We start from the raw sequence: 18,806 nt of genomic DNA, 5'->3' as shown, positions 1-18,806 counted from the left end.
TGTCCGTGTCCTCCACGCTCACCGTGTACCGGGTGGAACTGGAGAAGGAGCCGCCGGAGGAGCTGTTTTTCGAGAATGTCGCATGGATAGTGCAGTCCTTTGTCACATTCTGAACGGTGTAGGTGCCGTTATCGTTCTGCACCACGTCTGCGGCGGTGCTGTCATCGACGGTCACATCAGAGATGGAATATCCGCTGTCGGCGGTGACGGTGAAGGTCTGACTGCCGCCATTGGCTACGGCCACCCTGCCGCTGGGAGTGATGGCGCCGCCTTCGCCGGCGGTGGCGGTGATGGTAAAGCCCTGCGCGGGGTCTTTTGTTCCATCGCCTACCACCGCACTGCCAATGTCCGTAGTAATATCCCTGGCCGAGTCATCTGTGTAGGCCAGTTTGATCTTTAGCTGCTTGTCTTCTTTGGTAGTCTTGTTGTCCGCAATGGTAACAGGGAAGGAGCCGGTATCATTTCCGTCCTTTTCGCCCGTCTTTGTTGTTACCCCAAGAACAATATCGCCTCCCAAAATTGGATTCGAATTGTTAAAAGTACAACCGGAAATAGTCAGGGACTTGACGCTGGCCCGCGCGCCGGTGATATCATCGGCTTCAGTCCCGTCACCCGTGCCGCGTTCAGCGACTTTAATGGGGCCGGAAGCACCGCAATTTCCTTCAAACCTAGTGTTGGTGATCGAGATCACGGCATCCTGTACGGCGACCAGGTTCAGATCGATGGCATAGTTAATGCCGCCGCAGTTCGTAAAGGTGCAGTCATCAATGGTCAGATTTTTCACGTTGGTCAGATAAAGTCCCTGTCCACCGCTCACTCCTGCCTTGGAGTTTTGCACGGTGCAGTTGATCATGGTCAGGTTCAGACCGCTGACAACAGTTGCGCTCTGATTCTGAGAGGTAATGAGGATGGATTTATCCGCCGTTCCATTCCTGTCGGTGTCGCCGTCTACGGTCAGATTGTTCAAGGTGAGGTTCGTGTTGGTCTGGTCGGCATGTTCGCCCGAAGCTGCCACACAGTTGATGGTGCCGTACAGGGTCTTGCCGCTGCCCTCAATGGTGAGGGTGCTGCCCGCCGCAATGGAAATGTCTTTTGTTATATCCTGAAGGAGGGTGATGGTGTGATCTTCTGCGGACAGCGCGGCGGTCAGAGCATTATCAAAAGAGGTGAATTTCTCCTCCCCAACCTGTGCCACAAGGACGCCCTCTTCCGTCTTTTCAAAGGTGTCCCCAGAGGCCAGGGTGATGGTGGGGATGTCCGCATCCTTGGCGGCCTGATAGGCCAGCTCAACCGCAACCTCGCTGCCATTTTCGGCCTTCACATTGGAGATGGTCACCGGGAACGCGCCGGTGGAGGGCGCGGCGGCATTGTTCTCTCCCTTCCCCTGGGAACCCAGTTGAATCTTGGCCCCCTCGGAGAAGGTGCAGTCCGCAACCACAGCGGAGGCAATGGTGGCGGGTTTTACTTCTCCGTCTCCCGACGGCTTCACATCTGTTGCCACGTCGTCCTCGCCGTTGCGCTGGTTCAGCTTGATGGCATTCTTCTCATAGCTGCCCGTAAAGGTACAGCCCCGGATCTCCACCGTGGAACCCTGGATGCCGCAGAGGTTCCAGTTGATTCCGTACTTCAGGCCGTCCTCTCCGGCGTTGAAGGTGCAGCCTTTAATCACCAGAGACTGGCAGTTGGGCAAATACATAAACGAGGAGTTTGTCTTGTCTCCGGCGGTATTGCCGGTAAAGGTACAGTCCGTCAGGGTCAGGTGCAGTCTGGGGGGATTGGGGCGCGTCTGCACATTGGTCAGGGCAAACTGTCCCTCCTTAAACTCCGTTCTGCTGATAGTCAGGTATACGTCCTTACCGTCGAGAGCGTCGCCCTTCACCGCCTCATTATAGGCGGCTACCGTAGTGAAGGGCTCCTCCTGCGTGCCCTTTCCCTCCTCTGTGGGCACGGGCTCCTGTGGCTCGTCGCCGGGCTCCGTCCTGGCGTCCGCGCTTGTTTCCTCCGTCTGTTCCATTCCGGCGATGGGAAGGGGCTGCTCCGCGTCCGCCGCAAAGGCGGACGGCATCAGCGTCAGCAGCATGCACGCCGTCAGGCACACCGACAAGATGCGTTTCTCCATGATTCTGTTTTCCTCCTTTTTGATGTCAGGGGTCGTGGCCGCAGAAAATGTGTGTCAATACCACTCCGCCGTACCGGAGGTTCCCGCAGGATGCCATTCGGACTGCATACAAAACAGCTTAAAACAGGAAGCGCGGGTCTCCGGCCAGGTGAAACAGCATTGGCCGGCAAACCACCCCCTTTTGGAAAAGTGTACCTTTTAAAATGGTGGAAATGCAGGAAAATCTATGTTAAAATGTAATTGATATCGCCGTATTTCTGTGCTATACTTCACACTAGGTAGTGCGACTATTTCATTTGTAAACGTACACTTTTTCAAACAAACAAAGCGCCTCTGGAATATTCCAGAGGCGCTTTTTGCATATAGTTCCGTTACAGCAGGGTGAAATCCAGCAGCTCGTGGCCCCACGCCCGCTCGGGGGCGTCCAGCCCGCGGCCGTCCACCATCAGCTCGCCGCACTGGTTGTCGTAGGGGTCTTGCCGCCAGGCGGGCATGGGGGGCGTCAGGGGGGCCTGGAAGGCGGAATTGGCTACCATCCGCCAGGGGTCCAGGCTGCCGAAGTAGTGGGCCCGGCGGGCGTCCTCCCCGCTGCGGCGGGCGGAGGAGCCGAAGGAGCAGTCCGCCCACAGCCAGCCGTGGGGGGCCAGGTAGAACATGGCCCAGTCGTGGGGGCCCACCCGGCCGGGCCGGACGGCCAGCCCGCTCTGCCACCGGGCGGGGATGCCCGCGATACGGCACAGGGTGATGAAGAGCAGGGCGAACACCCCGCAGTCCCCCCGGAGGGTCTTGGCGCACTGGTCGGCGATGCAGTCCAGCTGGAGGTAGGCGGGCTGATAGCGGTAGTCCACCTGTCCGGTGACGTAGTCGTAGATGGCCTTCGCCTTTTCCGCCGGGTTGGCGCACCCCTCGGTCAGCCGGGCCGCCAGCGCCCGCAGGTAGGGGGTAAAGACGATGTGGGGCGGCTGCTCCTCCAGGTCAAAGTCCGGCTGCGCCAGCTCCAGAGAGAGGGACATGGGAGCCGTGTACTCCGCCCGGAAGAGGTAACGGTAGGTGACGGAGAACTCCCCCACGCCGTTTGTTTTCCACCACATGGTGCGCTGTGGTGCATACTCCGGCGCGGCCACCCCGCCGGGGGTGCAGTCCAGCAGCTCAATATTGCTCTGCTGGGGGCAGGCCGCCGGGAGGGGCAGCCACGCCTGCACCTCCTGGCCCGCAACAGGCACCAGCGCCCGGATATCCGCCTTCAGGGTAATGCGGGCGGTGAGGGAGCCTTCCCGCTCCATCCGGGCCAGCACGGCATCCCGCTCCGCGTTGTCCACCGCCTCGTGGACAAGCCCCGGTGCCTCCTTCGGGTAGATGCGCAGGGACTCCAGGAACTCCCGGTGTACCCGCAGCTCCCCGTCCACCATCCGCCAGTCGATGCGCCCGCCGTCCAGCAGGGCGTCGAACTGCGCCTCGGTAAAGCCGGGCCACTCCGCCCGTACCAGGGCCACCGCCTCGGGGCGGGTGTAGGGGTAGTCGTAGGGCAGGCGGGTCAGCCGCAGCCGCTCCGCCTCCAGCCGGGGGGCCAGCAGGGGCTGGACGCCGGAGGAGAGCCGGGCGTCGATCAGCCGGAGCGCCCCCGCCAGATCCCCCATATCCCTGCGGCGGGCGATGTCGGCGGGCAGGGCGTCGTTCAGGTGGAGAAAGGCCTCATTCTGGTTGTGCATAAATATCCCCCTTTGCGTTTCCTGTCCCCAGCATAGCACAAACCGGCGGGCAAAACAACCGGGCCGGGACAGCAGCCTGTCGAAAAGTCTTTTCGACAGGCTGCTGAACTTTTTGAACCTTCAAAAAGGTTCAAAAAGTTGTTTGATCCAACGCGAAAGGGAACCCTGACGGTTCCCTTTCACACTATCCTTCCCTCCGAATTCTTTAATAGGAGGATTTATCGATAGCCTCCTGGGCCGGGACAGCAACGCTGTCCCGGCCCAGCCTATGTGGAGGTTATTCGGCGGTAAAGAGGGCCTCGGCCCGCACCAGCAAGGCGGCCAGCTCGGCCCGGGTGGCAGTGCCCTGGGGGTTCAGGGTGCCCGCGCCGGTGCCGGTGAGCAGCCCGGCGTCCACCGCCCAGGCCACGGCGTCCTGTGCGAAGGCGGACACGGCGGAGGCGTCGGGGTAGCCGGACAGGTCGGCGGCCGCGCTCACGTCCAGGCCCTGGGCCTCGGCGTAGTTGCACAACAGGGTGACGGCCTGCTCCCGGGTCAGGGCGCTGTCGGGGGCGAAGCCGGTGCTGCTGGCGCCGGAGGTGATTCCGGCCTCATAGGCCCAATCCACGGCAGCGGCGCAGTAGGAGCCGGCGGCCACGTCGGCAAAGCCGGCAGAGGCGGAGGCGGCGGGCTCGCCCGCCATGCGGTGGAGGACGGTGACCAGCATGCCCCGGGTGGTAGTCACGTCAGGGCCGAAGGCCTTGGAGGTGACGCCGTTCATCAGGCCCTGCCCGGTGACGGCGGCCACGGCCTCGGCGTACCAGGCGTTGGGGGCCACGTCGGAGTAGCCGGTGTCGTTCAGCACGGCGGCCCAGGCGGCGTTGGAGATGAAGTTGTACTCATCCCGCTGGTTGGTCTTGTTGGTCAGGGTGTTGGCGAAGAGCACCACGTCCAGTTGGGCGTTGTCCGCGCCCGCGCCCTGGTAGGAGATGGCCTGGATGGAGTCGTCCAGGAAGTCGTCGAAGTGCTCGCCGTCGGCGGGGAGGAAGCCCTCCAGCAGCTCCTTGGAGCCGTCCAGCTGCACCAGCACCTGGGCGCCGGCGGGGATGGCGGCGAAGTAGCCGGCGCCGTAGCCGTAGAGGAGGTCGTCGCCCTCGGCCACATAGCTGGCGGTGATCAGGCTGTCGGTGGGGTAGGTGACGTAGGCCAGGGCGTCCATGGCGTTGGGGCTGACGGTCTCCCGCACCAGCGCGCCCTCGTCAAAGAGGGAGACGGCGGACTTCATGGCCTTGGAGCCGTAGCCGATGTAGGGGGTGCCGCTCTTGACGGCGGCCAGGGCCTGCTCGTCCAGGGCGGCCGCGCCGATGATCAGGTCGGCCTGGGAGGCGTCGTCGGTGACGGTGAAGCCCAGGGTGCGCATGGCCTGCCGGTCGTAGTTGTACTCGTAGGAACCGCTGACCAGGGTGGTCTTGACGAAGCCCTTGTCGTTGTCGGCGGGCTTGCCGGAAATGTAGACCACGGGGGCCTTGGGAATGGCCAGGGCCGCGGGGGCGTCGGTCACGCCCACGCCGGAGAGCAGGTAGTCGCCCGCCACGCTCTGCCAGTCGGCGTAGGACACCAGGAAGCTGCCCTCGTACTGGCCCTCGGTGATGAGGGAGACGGACTTGCCGGCCTTCAGCAGGGCGTTGACGGCGGCGGTGGAGTCCTCGGAGGCGTTCATGAGCACCACCTGGGCGTCCTTCACGCCGGAGAAGGAGGAGGTCAGGGAGGCCACGTAATCCAGGGTCTCCTCGTAGTCCAGGACGTCGCCGCAGGCGGCGGAGATGGTCTTATAGGCGGCGGGCTCGGCGCACACCACCATGTCGAAGCCCCGCACCTTGTCGAAGGCGGTGATGCCCTCGGAGTAGAGGACGGGCCAGCCGGTAATCACGGTGCCGTCGTACAGCACGCCGTTGGCCACGCTCCGCTTGGCCTGGTACATGGATACGATCAGGGTGCCGGCGGGGTACTCCACGCCGTTGTAGGTGAAGCTCTGGTCGGTGAGGCTGACCTGGACGCCGTTGCGGGTCAGGTACTCCATCATCTCGGCGGCGGCCTGGAGGTTGGACTGGTGGGCGCCGTTCATGGGGATGATGTAGCACTCGGGGTAGAAGTTGCCGTTCTGGCCCTCCCCGTCGTACTCAGGCCGGAAGAGGTCAGCCTCCGCGCCCTCCACGTCGTACTGGTCGCAGAACCACTGGCCCACCAGCTCGTAGGCGTCGGAGTTGGCGTTGGTCACGCCCCGCTCGAAGATCTTGGTCTGGTTGGTCAGGTAGCCGTCCTTGTGCTCGGCGATGTAGACGGACTGGCCCAACTGGCCGTAGGCGACGCCCTGCACCATGTAGTCGTCATAGGCGGGCACCTCCACGGTGTAGGAGACGGTGCCGTGGAGCATGGCGTACTGGGGGGTGTAGCTGGTGGACATGTCGTCCCAGGGGTCGAGCCACTGGGTCTGGTCGTCCCCGTCGGCAGTCTTCGCACCGGTGTAGGTCAGGTAGTCCCGCTGGGGGATGACGTAGCTGTTGTGGCCGCCGTTGTTGGCCACCGCGGCGATGCCCAGGGCCTCGCCGCCGCCCATCAGGTGCTCGGCCAGCAGATCGTACTCAAAGTTGGGCTCGTGGGGGGGATCGCAGGGCTCGCACTGGAAGGCCTGCACCCGGCCGTGGAACTCGGTGAGGCTGACAGGGTTCCACTCGGCGATCAGCTTGGCCATGTTCTGGGTCTCGGCCTGGGTCTGGAAGGAGTTGTCCCGGTTGAGGTCAAAGCCGCCGGAGGAGGTGCGGGTCAGGTAGGTCCGGCCCTCCACGTTCTCCTCGGGAACGATGATAAAGAATACGTCGGAGAGCAGCTCGTCCACGTCCACCGTCACAGTGTCAATGGTATAGTATTTCTCCAGCTCCACCTGGGTGGAGATGGAGGCGGTGGTGCCGTCGGCGTTCTCGCCTTTGATGTAGCCCAGGTAGGTGGCGTCATCGGCCACCAGGTCGGGGACGGCCACGGAGCCCTCCTCACCCGCAGGGCCCATCTGCTCGGCCAGCTCGGCCTTACCGGCGGCGGTGAAGCCGGTGAGCTTGTCGTAGTCGATGGTGCCGCTCTCAGAGGCCGCGGTCTCCACCAGCATCCAGGCAAAGGCCAGGATGCCGTCGCTGGCGGCCACCTCATTGGCGTGAATATTGGAGTACATGACGGGCACCTGGTAGTCGCCCAAGGCGCCGCTCTCCAGCTTCTTCAGCAGAGCGGTGGGGTCGCTCTCCGCCTCCGCCTTGATCTCCTGCCACTTATCCACCGCGGCCTTGTCCTTGGCCACAATCAGATAAGGCATATCCAGGCTTTCCAGGCCGTTGTCGCCCTGGCTCTGGCCCATGGAGAACTGCTCCACGTAGAGGTCGGTGTGGCCGGCGGCGTAGTCCACCAGCGCGTCCAGCTCGTCATAGATCTCCGACATGGTGTGGAAGTTGTCGTAGGGTGCCACCTTCAGATCCACAGAGCCCAGGGTCTTGCCGTCCAGCCCGGCGGACAGCGTGAAGCAACCGCACACATCCATATAGGAGCCGCCGTTGCTGTGGGGCACGCTGAGATCGTCACCGAAGTAGCACTGGTTGGCGAAGGTGACGGTCAGGTACACCTGGCCGTCCACCGTCTCGGCGGCGGTGGCCACGTCGGTAAAGAAGGGGGTCTCGCCGTCCTGGCACAGCCAGTCGCTCAGGGGACCGCCCTCGGTCTGGTTGGGAAACTGGGTATCGTCCAAGTAATCCGGCGCGTCCGCATCGGGCGTCAGGGTCCAGGTCACAGAGGAGGCGGCCTCCTTGGCCTCGGCCTCGGTCATGTCCACCGGGATGCTGGCCTGGAAGGTCCGCTCGGCGGACAGGGAGATGCCGTTGCTCCCGCCGTCACCGCTGGTGTTCTCAAACACAGCGGCGGGGGCCGCTGCGCTGTCTGCGGCCGCAGACGGGATGACGCACAGGGACAGGAGCAGCGCCGATGCCGTCAGCATGGACAGCGCGTTGCCGAGTGTTTTGTGCTTCTTCATGCTCTTCACCTTACTCTTTCCTCTTACAGTGTATAATATTCGTATGTTTTCGAATATTTATGTATAAAAGATACCACTGCAAGCCCCATTTGTCAAGCATAAATATGCATAACCAGGCGGCTTTCTTCTCCCTTTTCCTTTGGATAAACCGCTGTTTTACGGTCCAATCTCATATTCTTTCCAACACAGGCCTATTTTTCTGCAATTTTATACACAGCGTCTTTTTCCCTGTCTGTGCCGGCACGCAGGAATAAAAAATGCGCGGGAGCTGATACAGCTCCCGCGCACGGCGCTCCGGCGGCCCATCCGGTTACCCGGGCATGGGCACCTCAAATTCCGGCTGGCCCATGTAGCCGGGGGCAATCTCATACTTCTCAAAAATCAATACCGGATTGCCCGCCTCATTGATATAAAAGCGCTGGTCATCGGCGATGGAGGTGAAGCCCTCCACCCCCTCCTCCCCGTGGAAGTAGATGTTGTCGGGGCTCTCCGCCTCCTGGGCGGCGATGCCCGCCCGCACGGCCTCGTTGGCCAGTTCCTTATAGTCCGGCCCCAGCATATCCCGGAGGGTGAGCTCCCGCCCGGCCTGGAGGTCAATGTTATAGGTATAAAGCTCGGTGTATGCATTGGCCCGGGTTTCCGTCTCGGTGAGCACAAAAGACAGATAATGGTCGTTCTGACACTTGATCTCGTAGTCAACATCGATCATGACGGGGATGAAGTCCTCCTCCGCACCGCCGGTGGCCACATAGGCGTCGCGGATGGCCCGCGCCCGGTCCTCGGCCTCCTGAAGCACCTGGTCGATGCGGGTCTGAATGGCCAGGTTAATACGCTGCTCCAGGTCGGTGTCCCCGGGCAGCTCCAGGGCGGGCAGGCGCACGTCGATAAGGCGCTCCCGCTCGTCGATGTGGTACTCCGTGACGGTGACCACCCGGGCCAGACCGCCCAGCACCGGCACGTCGGACACCGCCCGGGCGAAGGCCGGACTGGCGTTGACCAGCAGCACAAAGCAGGCGCAGCCCGCCAGCACCCCGCTCACGCTCCGGCGAAGCGCCCGGCGGCCCCGCAGCCGCCGCTGGCCCGCCCGCAAGGCAGAGGCTACGGCAAATTCCAGCTCCTCCGGCACCGGCGTGCTCTCATGGCGCACCCTGGCCCGTTCCCACATATCCGGCATATCAGCACTCCTCCTCTGTCAGCTCCCGCAGACGGCGCAGGCTCTTATAGAGCCTGGATTTCACGGTGTTCAAGTTGGTGTTGGTCACCCGCGCAATCTCCTCCAGCTTCATGTCCTCGAAAAAGCGCAGTCGCACCACGGTCTGCTCCTTCCAGTCCAGGCGCTCGATGGCGTCATAGAGATCCAGCCTCTCCCCGGGGTCCCGGGCGGGCGCCGGGGTCTCCAGCAGGGTGTCCTCCAGGGGTACCAGCCGTTTGGCGCGGCGGTGGTGATTCATACTCTCGTTGAGCAGGATGCGGTAAAACCAGGCTTTGAGATACTCCGGCCTGCGCAATGTATCCGACTTGGCCAGAGCCTTGACAATGCTCTCCTGCACCACGTCCAGCGCCGCATCCCGGTTTTTGACATAGCTGTACGCCAGGCGGTAAAATTCCTCCTGGTGAGCCACAATATAGTCGCTCAACTGCTGGCGGACAGTCTGTTCCAAGGTCCGGGCGCTCCTTCCTGCTTCTGTTGCTTAGACGCGGCACCAGCCCAAAAAGTTTGAAAAAAAGTGCCGGTACCCGGCACTTTTTTGGGGGGAACGCAGGTTACTCCAGCCCGTCCAGGGCGGCCCGGGCTTTTTCAGCATCGGCGGCCACGGCCAGCAGGACGGAGTTGCCTCGCTGCTCCACAATGGCGCTGTCCAGCTTGGAGACCTCGTCGGGCTGGTAGCTCTCCAGCACAGCCTTCTGGTCGGCTACCCTGGCCTCCAGCCCATTCAGGGCGGCCGCTGCCGCGTCCTCATCGGTGAGCACCAGCACTGCAATCTCCTCCGCCCCGGCGGACAGGGAGGTGTAGACGGCGCTGCCGGTGATGGTGTCAGCATCAATTCCGTACAGGGCGGCGGCGGTGTCCTGGTCTACGGTGTCCAAGGCATCGCTGAACGCGCCGGAGTCGAGCAGGGCCTGGGCGGCCGTCTCCGGGTCATAGGGGGTCTGGCCCACCGCCCCGCCGCCTCCGCAGGCGGTGAGGGCCAGGCACAGCAGGGCCGCCGGCATCAGGCGGATCAACAGGGATTTCATGTTTCATTCGCTCCTTCCGCGGCGGTCTGGCCCGCCGCATAGCAGTCCGCATCCACGGTGTGCTCCATCAGGTAGGCCAGCCACTTCTGGTACCATGCCTTGGTAAAGTGTACCCCATCCACGGTGGCGTCGGCGGGGAGAATACCGTTTTCGTCGGTGAGGGCGTCTGCCACGTCCAGGAGCACTACCTGGTACTCCTCAGCCAACTGGGGAAAAATGGCGTTGTAGGCGGCCACCCGGTCGTTATTCACATAGTAAGGCTGCTTGTTGGCGGCGCACTTCTCCGCGTTCACCGGCACCAGATTTTCCAGATAGACCACCGCGCCGGGCTGACTGGCCTTAACCTGCTTCAGGAAATCACCAAAGGTCTGGTGGAACGCCTCATCATTAAAATATCCCAGTTCATTGATGCCCAGGGATATGTAGATTTTGGCGTATTGGGGCCCCTTCTCCAGGGCCTGCTCCACCGTGTACTTGCCGCCGTCCAGCTCCACCACGGCGCGGTCGTCCATCTCGAACACGGTCAGTCCCTTGTAGCAGTAAAAGTCCGCCCCCTTAATGCCGCTGTAGAGGCGCAGGCCGTCGGTGCGGGAGTCGCCTATAAACAGTGCATCGGCAAAGTAATCCATCTCCACCGCCTCGGCGGCAGGGGCGGGCTGGGTGAAATCAAAGGCCGCAGGGGTCGGCTCCGGCGTGGGTGTGGGCTCCGGCGTGGGCTCCGGCGTGGGTGCGGCTGTCGGGGTGGGAGTGGCCGCCGCAGGCGGGCTCGCTGCGGCGGTGGGCTCCTCTGGGGCACGGCCCAGAGATGGGATCAGGATCAGGCCGAGGCACACCGCCGCGGCCGCCGCCAGCAGAGGCAGCGGATTGTGCCTGCGCGGCCTGTTTTGCGCCCGTTTGGGCTGATATTGGGATGGCAACTGGGACACCTCGATTAAATATTGTTTTTTTCTTCTTTGAGAATCAGCGCTTGGAGCGCCGCGTATCCGTCCACCTCCCAGGTGGGGACGATGGCGGGGTCGCCGGGCAGCCGGCCCGGATTGTACCAAGCCGTGTCCAGCCCGGCCTGGATGCCCCCCTGGATATCGGCCAGGAGGTTGTCCCCCACCATCAGCACCCGGCGGGGGTCTGGATTCCCCAGTGTACGGAGCACCGGGGCAAAAAAGGCGGAGTCTGGCTTGCTGGCCCCCAGCTCCTCCGAAATAAACAGCCAGGGGATGAGGCCGTTCAGGGGGGATGCCTCGAAGCGGCGGCGCTGGGCGCGGGCCACGCCGTTGGTGACAATGGCCAGGGTGCAGCGGGGGGCCAGGGCGCGGCACAGCGCCTGAGCCCCCGGCAGGAGGTAGGAGCCCTCCCCCAGGTGGTCCAGGTAGGCCCGGTTGAGGGCCGCGGCATCTCCCGTCCGGCCCAGGGCCCGCAGCAGGGCGGCAAACCGCTCTACCACCAGCCACTCCCGGCGCACCTCACCCCGGTCCAGCCGGTTCCAGAGCGCCCGGTTGATGGATAAGTAGCGCGCCTCGGTCTCCCCGTCGGCGGGCAGTCCCGCCTCCTCCAGCGTCTGGCGGAGGGCCTCACGCTCGGCCCGGTCAAAGTCAAACAGAGTATGATCCGCGTCAAACAGGACAACCTCATAGCGGGGCATGGTATCTCTCCTCTCTCAGCCCCGGCGGCGGGACTGGTAGGTGGTGAACAGGCGGACTACGGAGGCCACCAGCAGCACGCCCACCGCCAGCGCGCCCGCCAGGCCCAGTGTATGCATCAGTGTGTCCAGAAACAGCTCGGTGTCGCCGTTCAGGGCGTGTTCCATGGTGTAGTAGATGCCGCCGCCTGGCACCAGGGGAAAGAGGGCCACCAGCAGGTAGCTGGTCACCGGGCACTTGCGCAGCCGGGCCATCACCTCCGACCAGGCCGAGATGACCAGGGCGGCAAAAAAGGACTGGATAATATCGTTGCCCACCAGCGGCCCGGTGAGCAGGTAGCACAGCCAGCCCAGGGCCCCGCCGCCGGCGCAGATGAGCATGCCGGCGCCGTGGATGTTGAACAGCATGGAAAAGCCGATGCAGGCCAGGAAGGCGTAGACACAGGGCAGGAGATAAAGAAGGGCCTCTCTCATAGCGCGCCTCCCGTCACCATCCGGGTCAGGCCCAGGGCCAGGGCGGTGCCCAGAGCGATGGCCGCGCCGATGAGCAGCGCCTCCGCCGCCTTGCTGATGCCCGCCACCATATCGCCGGCCATGATGTCCCGCATGGCGTTGGTCATGGCGATGCCGGGCACCAGGGCCATCAGCGCGCCGATGATGATGAGGTCCTGGTTCTGCCCCACCCCAAGCCGGGTGAGCGCCACGGCCGCCAGGGCGGAGGCCGCGCCGCCGGCGATGGTACGGAAGAACAGGTTGGCGCCCAGCCGGGTCATCAGCGCCATACAAAGGCCGATGACCATGCCGCACAGCCCTCCGCACAGCCCGTCGGCCGGGGTTCCGCCGTAGAACAGGGAGAACATGCCGCAGCCCAGGAAGTGGGCAGCCAGTTGGGTGGGCAGGGAGTAGACCCGGTGGGTGCGGGTAATGGCCTCCATCTGCTCCAGCGCCTCTTCAAAGGCGGGGGTCTCCCGGCACAGGCGGCGGCACAGGCCGTTGTACTTCTCCAGCAGGTAGATGTCGGTGCCGTGGGTTGGCATCCGGCGGATCTGGGTCACGGGCCGGCCGTCGGGGGAGGTCAGGCTGACCATCAGGCAGTTGGGAATGGCAAAGACCTCTCCCCGTGGGGCGCCGTAGGCCTGAAGAAGCCGCTGAATGGACTCCTCCACCCGGTAGATCTCCGCACCGCTCTTCATGAGCCGGTAGCCCATCTCACTGACCATGTCCAGCAGCTTGTTGTAGTCGAGCTCCAATGTGGGATACACCCGCCTTTTCAGGTTTGAAATAAATGGGTCAGCGGCATCACGCAGATGCCGCACAGCGTGGCCCACAGGGCCGGCCGGTCGTGGCCGTACTGCCGGGAGGAGGGGATGAGCTCTTCCACCGCGATATAGACCATGATCCCGGCCACCGCGCCGAACAGCACCCCCAGCAGCAGCCCGTTGAGAAAGGGACGCAGCAGCGCAAAGGCCAGCACCGCCCCCACCGGCTCCGTCAGGCCGGAGAGCAGGGTGCAGCGGAAGGCCCGCCGCCGGCTTCCGGTGGCGTACCACACGGGCATGGCCACCGAAATACCCTCCGGGATGTTGTGCAGGGCGATGGCCAGGGTGATGCTCACCCCCAGGGTCAGATCCTCATACCCCGCCAGAAAGGTGGCCACGCCCTCCGGGAAGTTGTGCAGGGCCATGGCCAGCGCCGACACAAAGCCCACCCGGAACAGGTTTTTGTGGGGGGCCTCGCCGGTGTCGGCGTCAAAGGCGTCGTGGGGAACCAGGTGGTCCAGGGCGGCGGCGCAGCCGATGCCCGCGGCCAGGGACAGCACCGCCGCCAGCGCCCCCGGGCGGCCGCCCAGGGATGCAGTCAGGTGCTCCCGCGCCGTGGGGAACAGGTCGGTGAAGGACACCGCCAGCATCACACCCCCGGCAAAGCCGAGGGAGACCGCCAGCAGCTTTTCACTCCTTCTCCGGGCGGCAAAGACCACCAGCGCCCCCAGCAGGGTGGACAGCCCGGCGGCCAGGGACAGCAACAGCGCGCGGACAGCGGCGGATTCCAGCATAGCAGCATACCCCGATTCCTTGTGTGGTACAGCTACTATTCCACACAGGCCGGGATTTAGCCGCGCCAAGTTCCTCCGGCGGCCGGTTCAGCCGTTTCCGGCGGAGCACTTGGCCGCGTCGATGGCCAGTACGATCATCAGGCACAGCAGGGCGTCCTCCGGCCGGGCGATGTCCAGCACATAGGTGTCGGTCCAGTGGAGCAGCTCCTTGGACGCGGCCATCACTGTGCGCCCCGCCGGGTCGGTGACGGCGTAGTCCCACTCCAGAAAGCTGCCCTCCACCTCCCAGCCGTTGCAGTCCAGTGTAAACCGGGGGTGAAACAGGGCAAATTCCTTGCGGATGCACCCCAGGTATTCCTCCCCCGCATAGAGGGCGAACCGGGGCAGGAGGGTCAGCACTTCTTCCTTTACCGTCCCCAGGTGGTCTCCGGCCGGGCCGTAGATCTCCAGCCGGTGTCCCCAGGACAGCTTGCCCTCCACGGTATAGGCGGTGCGCCCCTCCTCGTCATAGATGTCGTAGCTGTCAAACCAGGAGAGAAACCGCTGCTTGAACAACAGGCGCATTTGGGCCTCCTTTCCGTGCCAACGTACAGACGCGGGCAACCTGCAAAAAGTTGCGGATCGCCCGACAAAATTCGGGCGGAATGTTCTTCACGTAATCCTAACACGAAATAAGCGGCCTGTCCAGAAGGGGATGCGCATCCGCCCCAAAACGCGCAAACGGGCCGCGCCATGGGCGCGGCCCTCAGCCTGCCGAAGCCCTCTTTTCGACAGGCTGAAAGACTGTTTAAATCTTTAAAACCGTTTCTAAAAGTCGTTTGATCCGGCATGAAAGGGAACCCTGACGGTTCATCCCCGCGCCAAGCGCCGGCGCAAAGCGGCGGCGGCGCTCCGAACCGCCCTGCGGGGCAGTCTCCGCTCCGGGGCGGTCAGGCCAGCCCGAAGCGGGAGGCGTCCTCCCACTCCGTCAGGCCGAGGCGCTGCCGCGCCTTGGCCTGCTCCAGCGTCAGCCTGACAGGGTCCTCCTGCAAATAGTCCAGCAGCTCCTGAATGCCCTCCCTGGTAAGGTTGCTCACCTCGAAAATCCGCTCACAGCCGGAGTTGACCATCCAGTTGCGCACCATGGGCACGTTGGCGTAGGGGGAGTCAATCTTCGTGATGATGCCGATGAGCGGCCGGTTGGTGAAGCACTGGCAGTTGGCTTCAAAAACGCTGAAGGGCTCGTCAGCCGCCATCAGCAGGGCCAGCACGTCCGCCTCAAAGGAGAAGCAGGCCAGCCCCAGCCCGCACCGCTTGGTCTCCGAATACTCCCCCGGCGAGTCAATGATGTCCGTCCCCGTGTTGGTGTACTGGGTCTTGTGGTAGTGCAGCTCCTCGCCCGATAAAATCTGGGTCAGGGAGGTCTTGCCCGCCTCGCTCCGGCCCATCAGAAATAACTTCTTCATCTCTCTTTGTCACCGCTCCGTAAGTTCACAGACGGTGAAGCCCAGCTCCGTCCGGAAAAATTCCACCACATGCTCCAGGGCGCTCTTGACCTCCGCCCGGCTGCCCAAAAGGATCACCGCGCCGCTGAACCGGTCCAGAAAGCCCAGCTCCACGTTTCCGCTCTTCATGGCCACGTCGGCGGCCACCACCGTGGCCTCCCACGGGGTCAGGTGCAGCAGGCCGATGGACTGGCCGGTGTGATCCTCCCCCAGATGGGTGCCGATGTGCAGCCCCAGGTTCTCATAGACCCGCCGGTCCGTCACGCCGATGAGCTGGGCCAGAGAGAGCTCCTTGCCCACCACCCGGACCCGGACCGTACGCAGCTCCCTGCCCTTGAGTTCCTCATACCGCCGGGAGAATACCGCCTCCAGGAACTCCTCCCGTGTCATACGCTTCCCCATCGCCGCGCCTCTTACCGCTTGGTGATCCTGCACACCACATACCCCAGCTCATCGCGGAAGTAGTTTACAATCTCCGTCAGGGCAGAGGTGACGTCCGCCAGCTCGCCCGTGATGATGACCGTGCCGGTAAAGCGGTCGGCAAAGCCCAGGTATACGTCGCCGCTCTTCACTGCGATGTCGGCGGCGATCACCGCCGACTCCGGCGGTGTCATGTTCATGATGCCGATGGCGGCGGCGCCGTAGTCGATGGCCGGGTTCAGGCCCAGCTTCTGATAGATGATGGGGGCCGGCCCGCCGATGACGTGGGCAAAGGTGATCTCCTTGCCCGCCACCGTCTCCTGCACAATCCGAATTTTATCATTGGTATCGCTCATATGCGCTCCGCCCCCTGTATCCTTCTCTCCCAACGGGGCCATGCCCCGGTACGTATTTTTTATTATACTATTTTCTCCGCGGGAATGTCAATGCGCAGGGCGCTCTTGACAGGATGCGCCTGGCGGAGTAATATACTTATCAATAATATATATTATAGATAAGTATATGGAGGACGATTTTGTGAAACCGGATTGGGTTCAAATGTCAGAGTATATGCAGCAGCTGCGGCAGTTGGCCCGGCGGGCCGCCGTCCACCAGCGCCTGCCCCTGACCGGGTCGGAGCTGGAGCTGCTTGCCCGCCTGTGGATGGCGGAGGAGCCGGTGACCCCCCTGGGCCTGAGCCGGAGCATGGGCTTACAGCAGGTGAACGTCAGCCGCCTCATCCGGGGCCTGCGGGCGCGGGCGCTGGTGGCGGCCGCCCCCTCCCCCACCGACCGGCGCAGCTATACCCTGTCTCTCACCCAGGCGGGACGGCAGGCCCTCCAGGACGGGTGCAGGGCGTATCTCTCCCCCCTCTACCGGATGCGGGAGGGGCTGGGGGAGGCGGAGTTCACCCGGCTGATGGAGGAGATCACCCAGGCCAACCGCCGCCTGGACGCCGCGGCCGTGAAAGGGGGTGGGGAGCCGTGTCCTTCTATGGACTGATGCAGTTGGGGGTGCCCCAGCTCAAGGGCCTGCTCCGCCAGGCCGCCGGGGCCGAGCGCAGGCGGCTTCTCCTGGCCCTGCTGGCCCGGGACGCCGCCTGTGTGGGGTTTGCGGTGGTGTTTATCTCCGCCCTCACCGCCCTGTTCGGTGGGGCCAACAGCCCCGCGGCGGTGGTCATTTTCTGTCTGCTGCTCAGCTGCCGCTTTGTCCATTACAACTACCGCATGGCCGACACCCTGCGGAACATGGCGGCCGCCTTCGCCCTGCTCACGCTCGGGCCCGCCCTGGCCCCTCTGGGCGGGCCCCTGCTCCACCTGCTTCTCAACCTGTTCTGTATCGGAGTGCTGCTGCTCATCACCGCCGACCAGCCCGAGCTGGGCAACGCCTCCCTCTACCTGTTCAGCTATCTTTTCCTGTATGGAAATCCGGTCAGCGGGCGCTCGCTCGCCCTGCGGGGGCTGGAGATGCTGCTGGGCTTCGCCCTGTGCGCCGCGGTGCTCTACCATAACCACCGGGGCAGGACACCGGAGCGCCCCTTCCGGGCGGTACTCCGCGCCTTTTCCCTCGCCGATGAAAAGTGCCGCTGGCAGCTCCGGGTGGCCGTGGGCATCAGCCTGGCGGTGCTCACTGGGGAGCTGCTGGGCCTGCCCCGCATCATGTGGGTGGGCTTCTCGTGCAGCTCCATTCTCACCGCCTACGGGTCCCACCCCGTCCGGCGGGCGGCAGGCCGGGTGGGCGGCGTGCTGGGCGGCTCCCTGCTGTTCTGCCTGCTCTATCAGCTCTGCCCGCCCGCCCTCCACGGCGGCCTGGGCATCCTGTCGGGGCTCTGCCTGGGCCTGTGCGCCAGCTACGGCTTCTGCACCGTGTTCAACTGTCTGGGCGCCCTGCTCACCGCCAGCGCCCTCTTCGGTCCCGGCCCCGCGGCCGCCATCCGGGTGTGCAACAACGTGCTGGGCAGTCTGTTTGGTCTTTTCTTTGCACTGGTATGGCCCTGGCTTCTGGACGCGCTGTCCCGCCGCCGGACGGCGGCGGCCCGGGAGAGCTAGCCCGCCAGGAATGCCACGTTGTCCCGGATGCGCCCATCCTCCGGAGCCAGGGCCAGGGCCTGCCGGGCGGCCTCCAGGGCCTCGGCCCGCCGCCCGGTGTGGTACAGCCCCAGAGAGAGCAGATCCCAGGGCAGGCTCCCCCACGCCTCTGCCTCGCAGATATAGGTCTGAGGGCGGTCGGTAATTGCCAGGGCCTGACGGCACAGATACACCACCCCGTCCCACTCCGCCTCCTCATAGAGCAGGCGCGCCAGCTCCAGGTAGGGCTCCCGCAGGTGAGGGGCCTCCCCGATGGCCCGCCACAGCCACCGCCGGGCCTGCTCCGACCGGCCCTTCTGCCGCCACGCCCGGGCGAGAAACCGCATGGAGGCGCACCGCTCATCCGCCCAGACGGCGGTGGGCAGGGACAGGTGGCGCTCCAGCGTGCGGATACAGTCGTCCCACCGGCCGTAGAACAGGTACTCCCGGCCCAGGTAATGGGTGTTGCGGTCGTCCTCCGGGGCCTCCGCCACCGATAGCTCCAGCAGGGGCAGGTACTGCCCCCGGGATTTGGCGGGGTCGGCGTGGTGGTCCAACTGCACCCCCTCCGCCGTGCACTTCCGCCCCGGTCCCCAGCCCTCCTGCCGCTCCAACACCTCGTGAACCGGGCGGGTCCAGCGGTATCCCCGGCGGGCGTGGATCTTCTCAATCCAGAACACGGTGCCCTCGGAGCCGTCGGCGTTGAAGTTCCAGGTATAGCGGTAGACCGCCTGGGTGGTCCCGTCCGTCCAGGCCGCCTCCAGCGCCGCCCGCCAGCCCGGGTGAAACACCTCATCCAGATCGGTACACACACAGATGTCCGCGTCCTCCGGTACCAGCTCCAAAGAGCGGTTGCGGGCCGTGTCAAACCGCCAGGGCTCCACCCTCTCTTCCACAACCACCGCCCCCAGGGCACGCAGGCGCTCCGCGGTCCCGTCGGTGGAGCCGGTGTCCAGCACATACACCCCGTCTGCCTCCGCCATGGAGGCCATCCAGCGCTCTGCATAGATCGGAAGAGCGTCGTGTAGGGAAA

18 protein-coding genes are annotated in these 18,806 nt (G+C 64.3%); 2 read left to right on the top strand and 16 right to left on the bottom strand.

Features of this window, described 5'->3' with window-relative positions:
- From HMPREF0372_RS06850 to HMPREF0372_RS06780, 15 genes are all read right to left on the bottom strand, one after another.
- A partial coding sequence (locus HMPREF0372_RS06850; RefSeq protein ID WP_007490111.1) for an InlB B-repeat-containing protein occupies positions 1 to 2,119 on the bottom strand: 2,119 nt, incomplete at its 3' end.
- Positions 2,120 to 2,490: 371 nt separating this feature from the next.
- Positions 2,491 to 3,828 (bottom strand): transglutaminase-like domain-containing protein, encoded by a 1,338-nt coding sequence (locus tag HMPREF0372_RS06845; protein WP_007490107.1) that lies wholly within the window; start codon positions 3,826 to 3,828, stop codon positions 2,491 to 2,493.
- Between the two features lie 277 nt (positions 3,829 to 4,105).
- Positions 4,106 to 7,876, bottom strand: coding sequence for a M14 family metallopeptidase (locus HMPREF0372_RS06840; RefSeq protein WP_007490105.1), 3,771 nt, complete (start codon positions 7,874 to 7,876; stop codon positions 4,106 to 4,108).
- Between the two features lie 310 nt (positions 7,877 to 8,186).
- Positions 8,187 to 9,050: a DUF3298 and DUF4163 domain-containing protein gene (locus HMPREF0372_RS06835; protein ID WP_007490104.1), complete on the bottom strand. Its 864-nt coding sequence runs from the start codon at positions 9,048 to 9,050 to the stop codon at positions 8,187 to 8,189.
- Position 9,051: 1 nt separating this feature from the next.
- Positions 9,052 to 9,537, bottom strand: coding sequence for a sigma-70 family RNA polymerase sigma factor (locus HMPREF0372_RS06830; protein WP_007490103.1), 486 nt, complete (start codon positions 9,535 to 9,537; stop codon positions 9,052 to 9,054).
- Positions 9,538 to 9,640: 103 nt separating this feature from the next.
- Positions 9,641 to 10,114, bottom strand: a complete 474-nt coding sequence (locus HMPREF0372_RS06825) for a DUF4358 domain-containing protein (RefSeq protein ID WP_007490102.1) — start codon at positions 10,112 to 10,114, stop codon at positions 9,641 to 9,643.
- Positions 10,111 to 11,031, bottom strand: coding sequence for a GDSL-type esterase/lipase family protein (locus HMPREF0372_RS06820; protein WP_039996828.1), 921 nt, complete (start codon positions 11,029 to 11,031; stop codon positions 10,111 to 10,113). The genes HMPREF0372_RS06825 and HMPREF0372_RS06820 overlap by 4 nt, the downstream gene beginning before the upstream one ends.
- 14 nt (positions 11,032 to 11,045) lie before the next feature.
- Positions 11,046 to 11,753, bottom strand: a complete 708-nt coding sequence (locus tag HMPREF0372_RS06815) for a YjjG family noncanonical pyrimidine nucleotidase (protein WP_007490099.1) — start codon at positions 11,751 to 11,753, stop codon at positions 11,046 to 11,048.
- Positions 11,754 to 11,768: 15 nt separating this feature from the next.
- On the bottom strand, positions 11,769 to 12,224 hold the full coding sequence (locus HMPREF0372_RS06810; protein WP_007490097.1) for a threonine/serine exporter family protein: 456 nt from the start codon (positions 12,222 to 12,224) through the stop codon (positions 11,769 to 11,771).
- The gene (locus tag HMPREF0372_RS06805; protein ID WP_080568007.1) at positions 12,221 to 13,000 is read right to left on the bottom strand and encodes a threonine/serine exporter family protein; all 780 of its coding nucleotides are present in this window, start codon (positions 12,998 to 13,000) and stop codon (positions 12,221 to 12,223) included. The genes HMPREF0372_RS06810 and HMPREF0372_RS06805 overlap by 4 nt, the downstream gene beginning before the upstream one ends.
- A 20-nt stretch (positions 13,001 to 13,020) precedes the next feature.
- Positions 13,021 to 13,803: a zinc transporter ZupT gene (gene zupT, locus HMPREF0372_RS06800; protein ID WP_007490094.1), complete on the bottom strand. Its 783-nt coding sequence runs from the start codon at positions 13,801 to 13,803 to the stop codon at positions 13,021 to 13,023.
- An 87-nt stretch (positions 13,804 to 13,890) separates the two neighbouring features.
- Complete coding sequence (locus HMPREF0372_RS06795) at positions 13,891 to 14,367, bottom strand: LURP-one-related/scramblase family protein (RefSeq protein WP_007490093.1); 477 nt, start codon at positions 14,365 to 14,367, stop codon at positions 13,891 to 13,893.
- Positions 14,368 to 14,732: 365 nt separating this feature from the next.
- On the bottom strand, positions 14,733 to 15,248 hold the full coding sequence (locus tag HMPREF0372_RS06790; protein ID WP_007490092.1) for a EutP/PduV family microcompartment system protein: 516 nt from the start codon (positions 15,246 to 15,248) through the stop codon (positions 14,733 to 14,735).
- A 9-nt stretch (positions 15,249 to 15,257) separates the two neighbouring features.
- On the bottom strand, positions 15,258 to 15,689 hold the full coding sequence (locus HMPREF0372_RS06785) for a BMC domain-containing protein (protein WP_007490091.1): 432 nt from the start codon (positions 15,687 to 15,689) through the stop codon (positions 15,258 to 15,260).
- Positions 15,690 to 15,700: 11 nt separating this feature from the next.
- Entirely contained in the window at positions 15,701 to 16,063 is a 363-nt protein-coding gene (locus HMPREF0372_RS06780; RefSeq protein ID WP_009257311.1) for a BMC domain-containing protein, read from the bottom strand.
- Between the two features lie 202 nt (positions 16,064 to 16,265).
- On the opposite strand from HMPREF0372_RS06780, the gene HMPREF0372_RS06775 reads away from it, so the two are divergent.
- Both HMPREF0372_RS06775 and HMPREF0372_RS06770 read left to right on the top strand, forming a co-directional pair.
- Positions 16,266 to 16,709: a MarR family winged helix-turn-helix transcriptional regulator gene (locus HMPREF0372_RS06775; RefSeq protein ID WP_157838637.1), complete on the top strand. Its 444-nt coding sequence runs from the start codon at positions 16,266 to 16,268 to the stop codon at positions 16,707 to 16,709.
- Positions 16,691 to 17,755, top strand: a complete 1,065-nt coding sequence (locus tag HMPREF0372_RS06770; protein ID WP_009257309.1) for an FUSC family protein — start codon at positions 16,691 to 16,693, stop codon at positions 17,753 to 17,755. Before HMPREF0372_RS06775 ends, HMPREF0372_RS06770 begins: the two co-directional genes overlap by 19 nt.
- Here the strand turns inward: HMPREF0372_RS06770 and HMPREF0372_RS06765 are convergent.
- Positions 17,752 to 18,765, bottom strand: coding sequence for a glycosyltransferase (locus tag HMPREF0372_RS06765; protein WP_080568010.1), 1,014 nt, complete (start codon positions 18,763 to 18,765; stop codon positions 17,752 to 17,754). The two genes, HMPREF0372_RS06770 and HMPREF0372_RS06765, sit on opposite strands and share 4 nt — an antisense overlap.
- Between the last annotated feature and the right edge of the window lie 41 nt (positions 18,766 to 18,806).

The organism is Flavonifractor plautii ATCC 29863, from assembly GCF_000239295.1.
Taxonomy (GTDB): Bacteria; Bacillota; Clostridia; order Oscillospirales; family Oscillospiraceae; genus Flavonifractor; species Flavonifractor plautii.
This window is presented reverse-complemented; position numbering and strand designations above follow the sequence as displayed.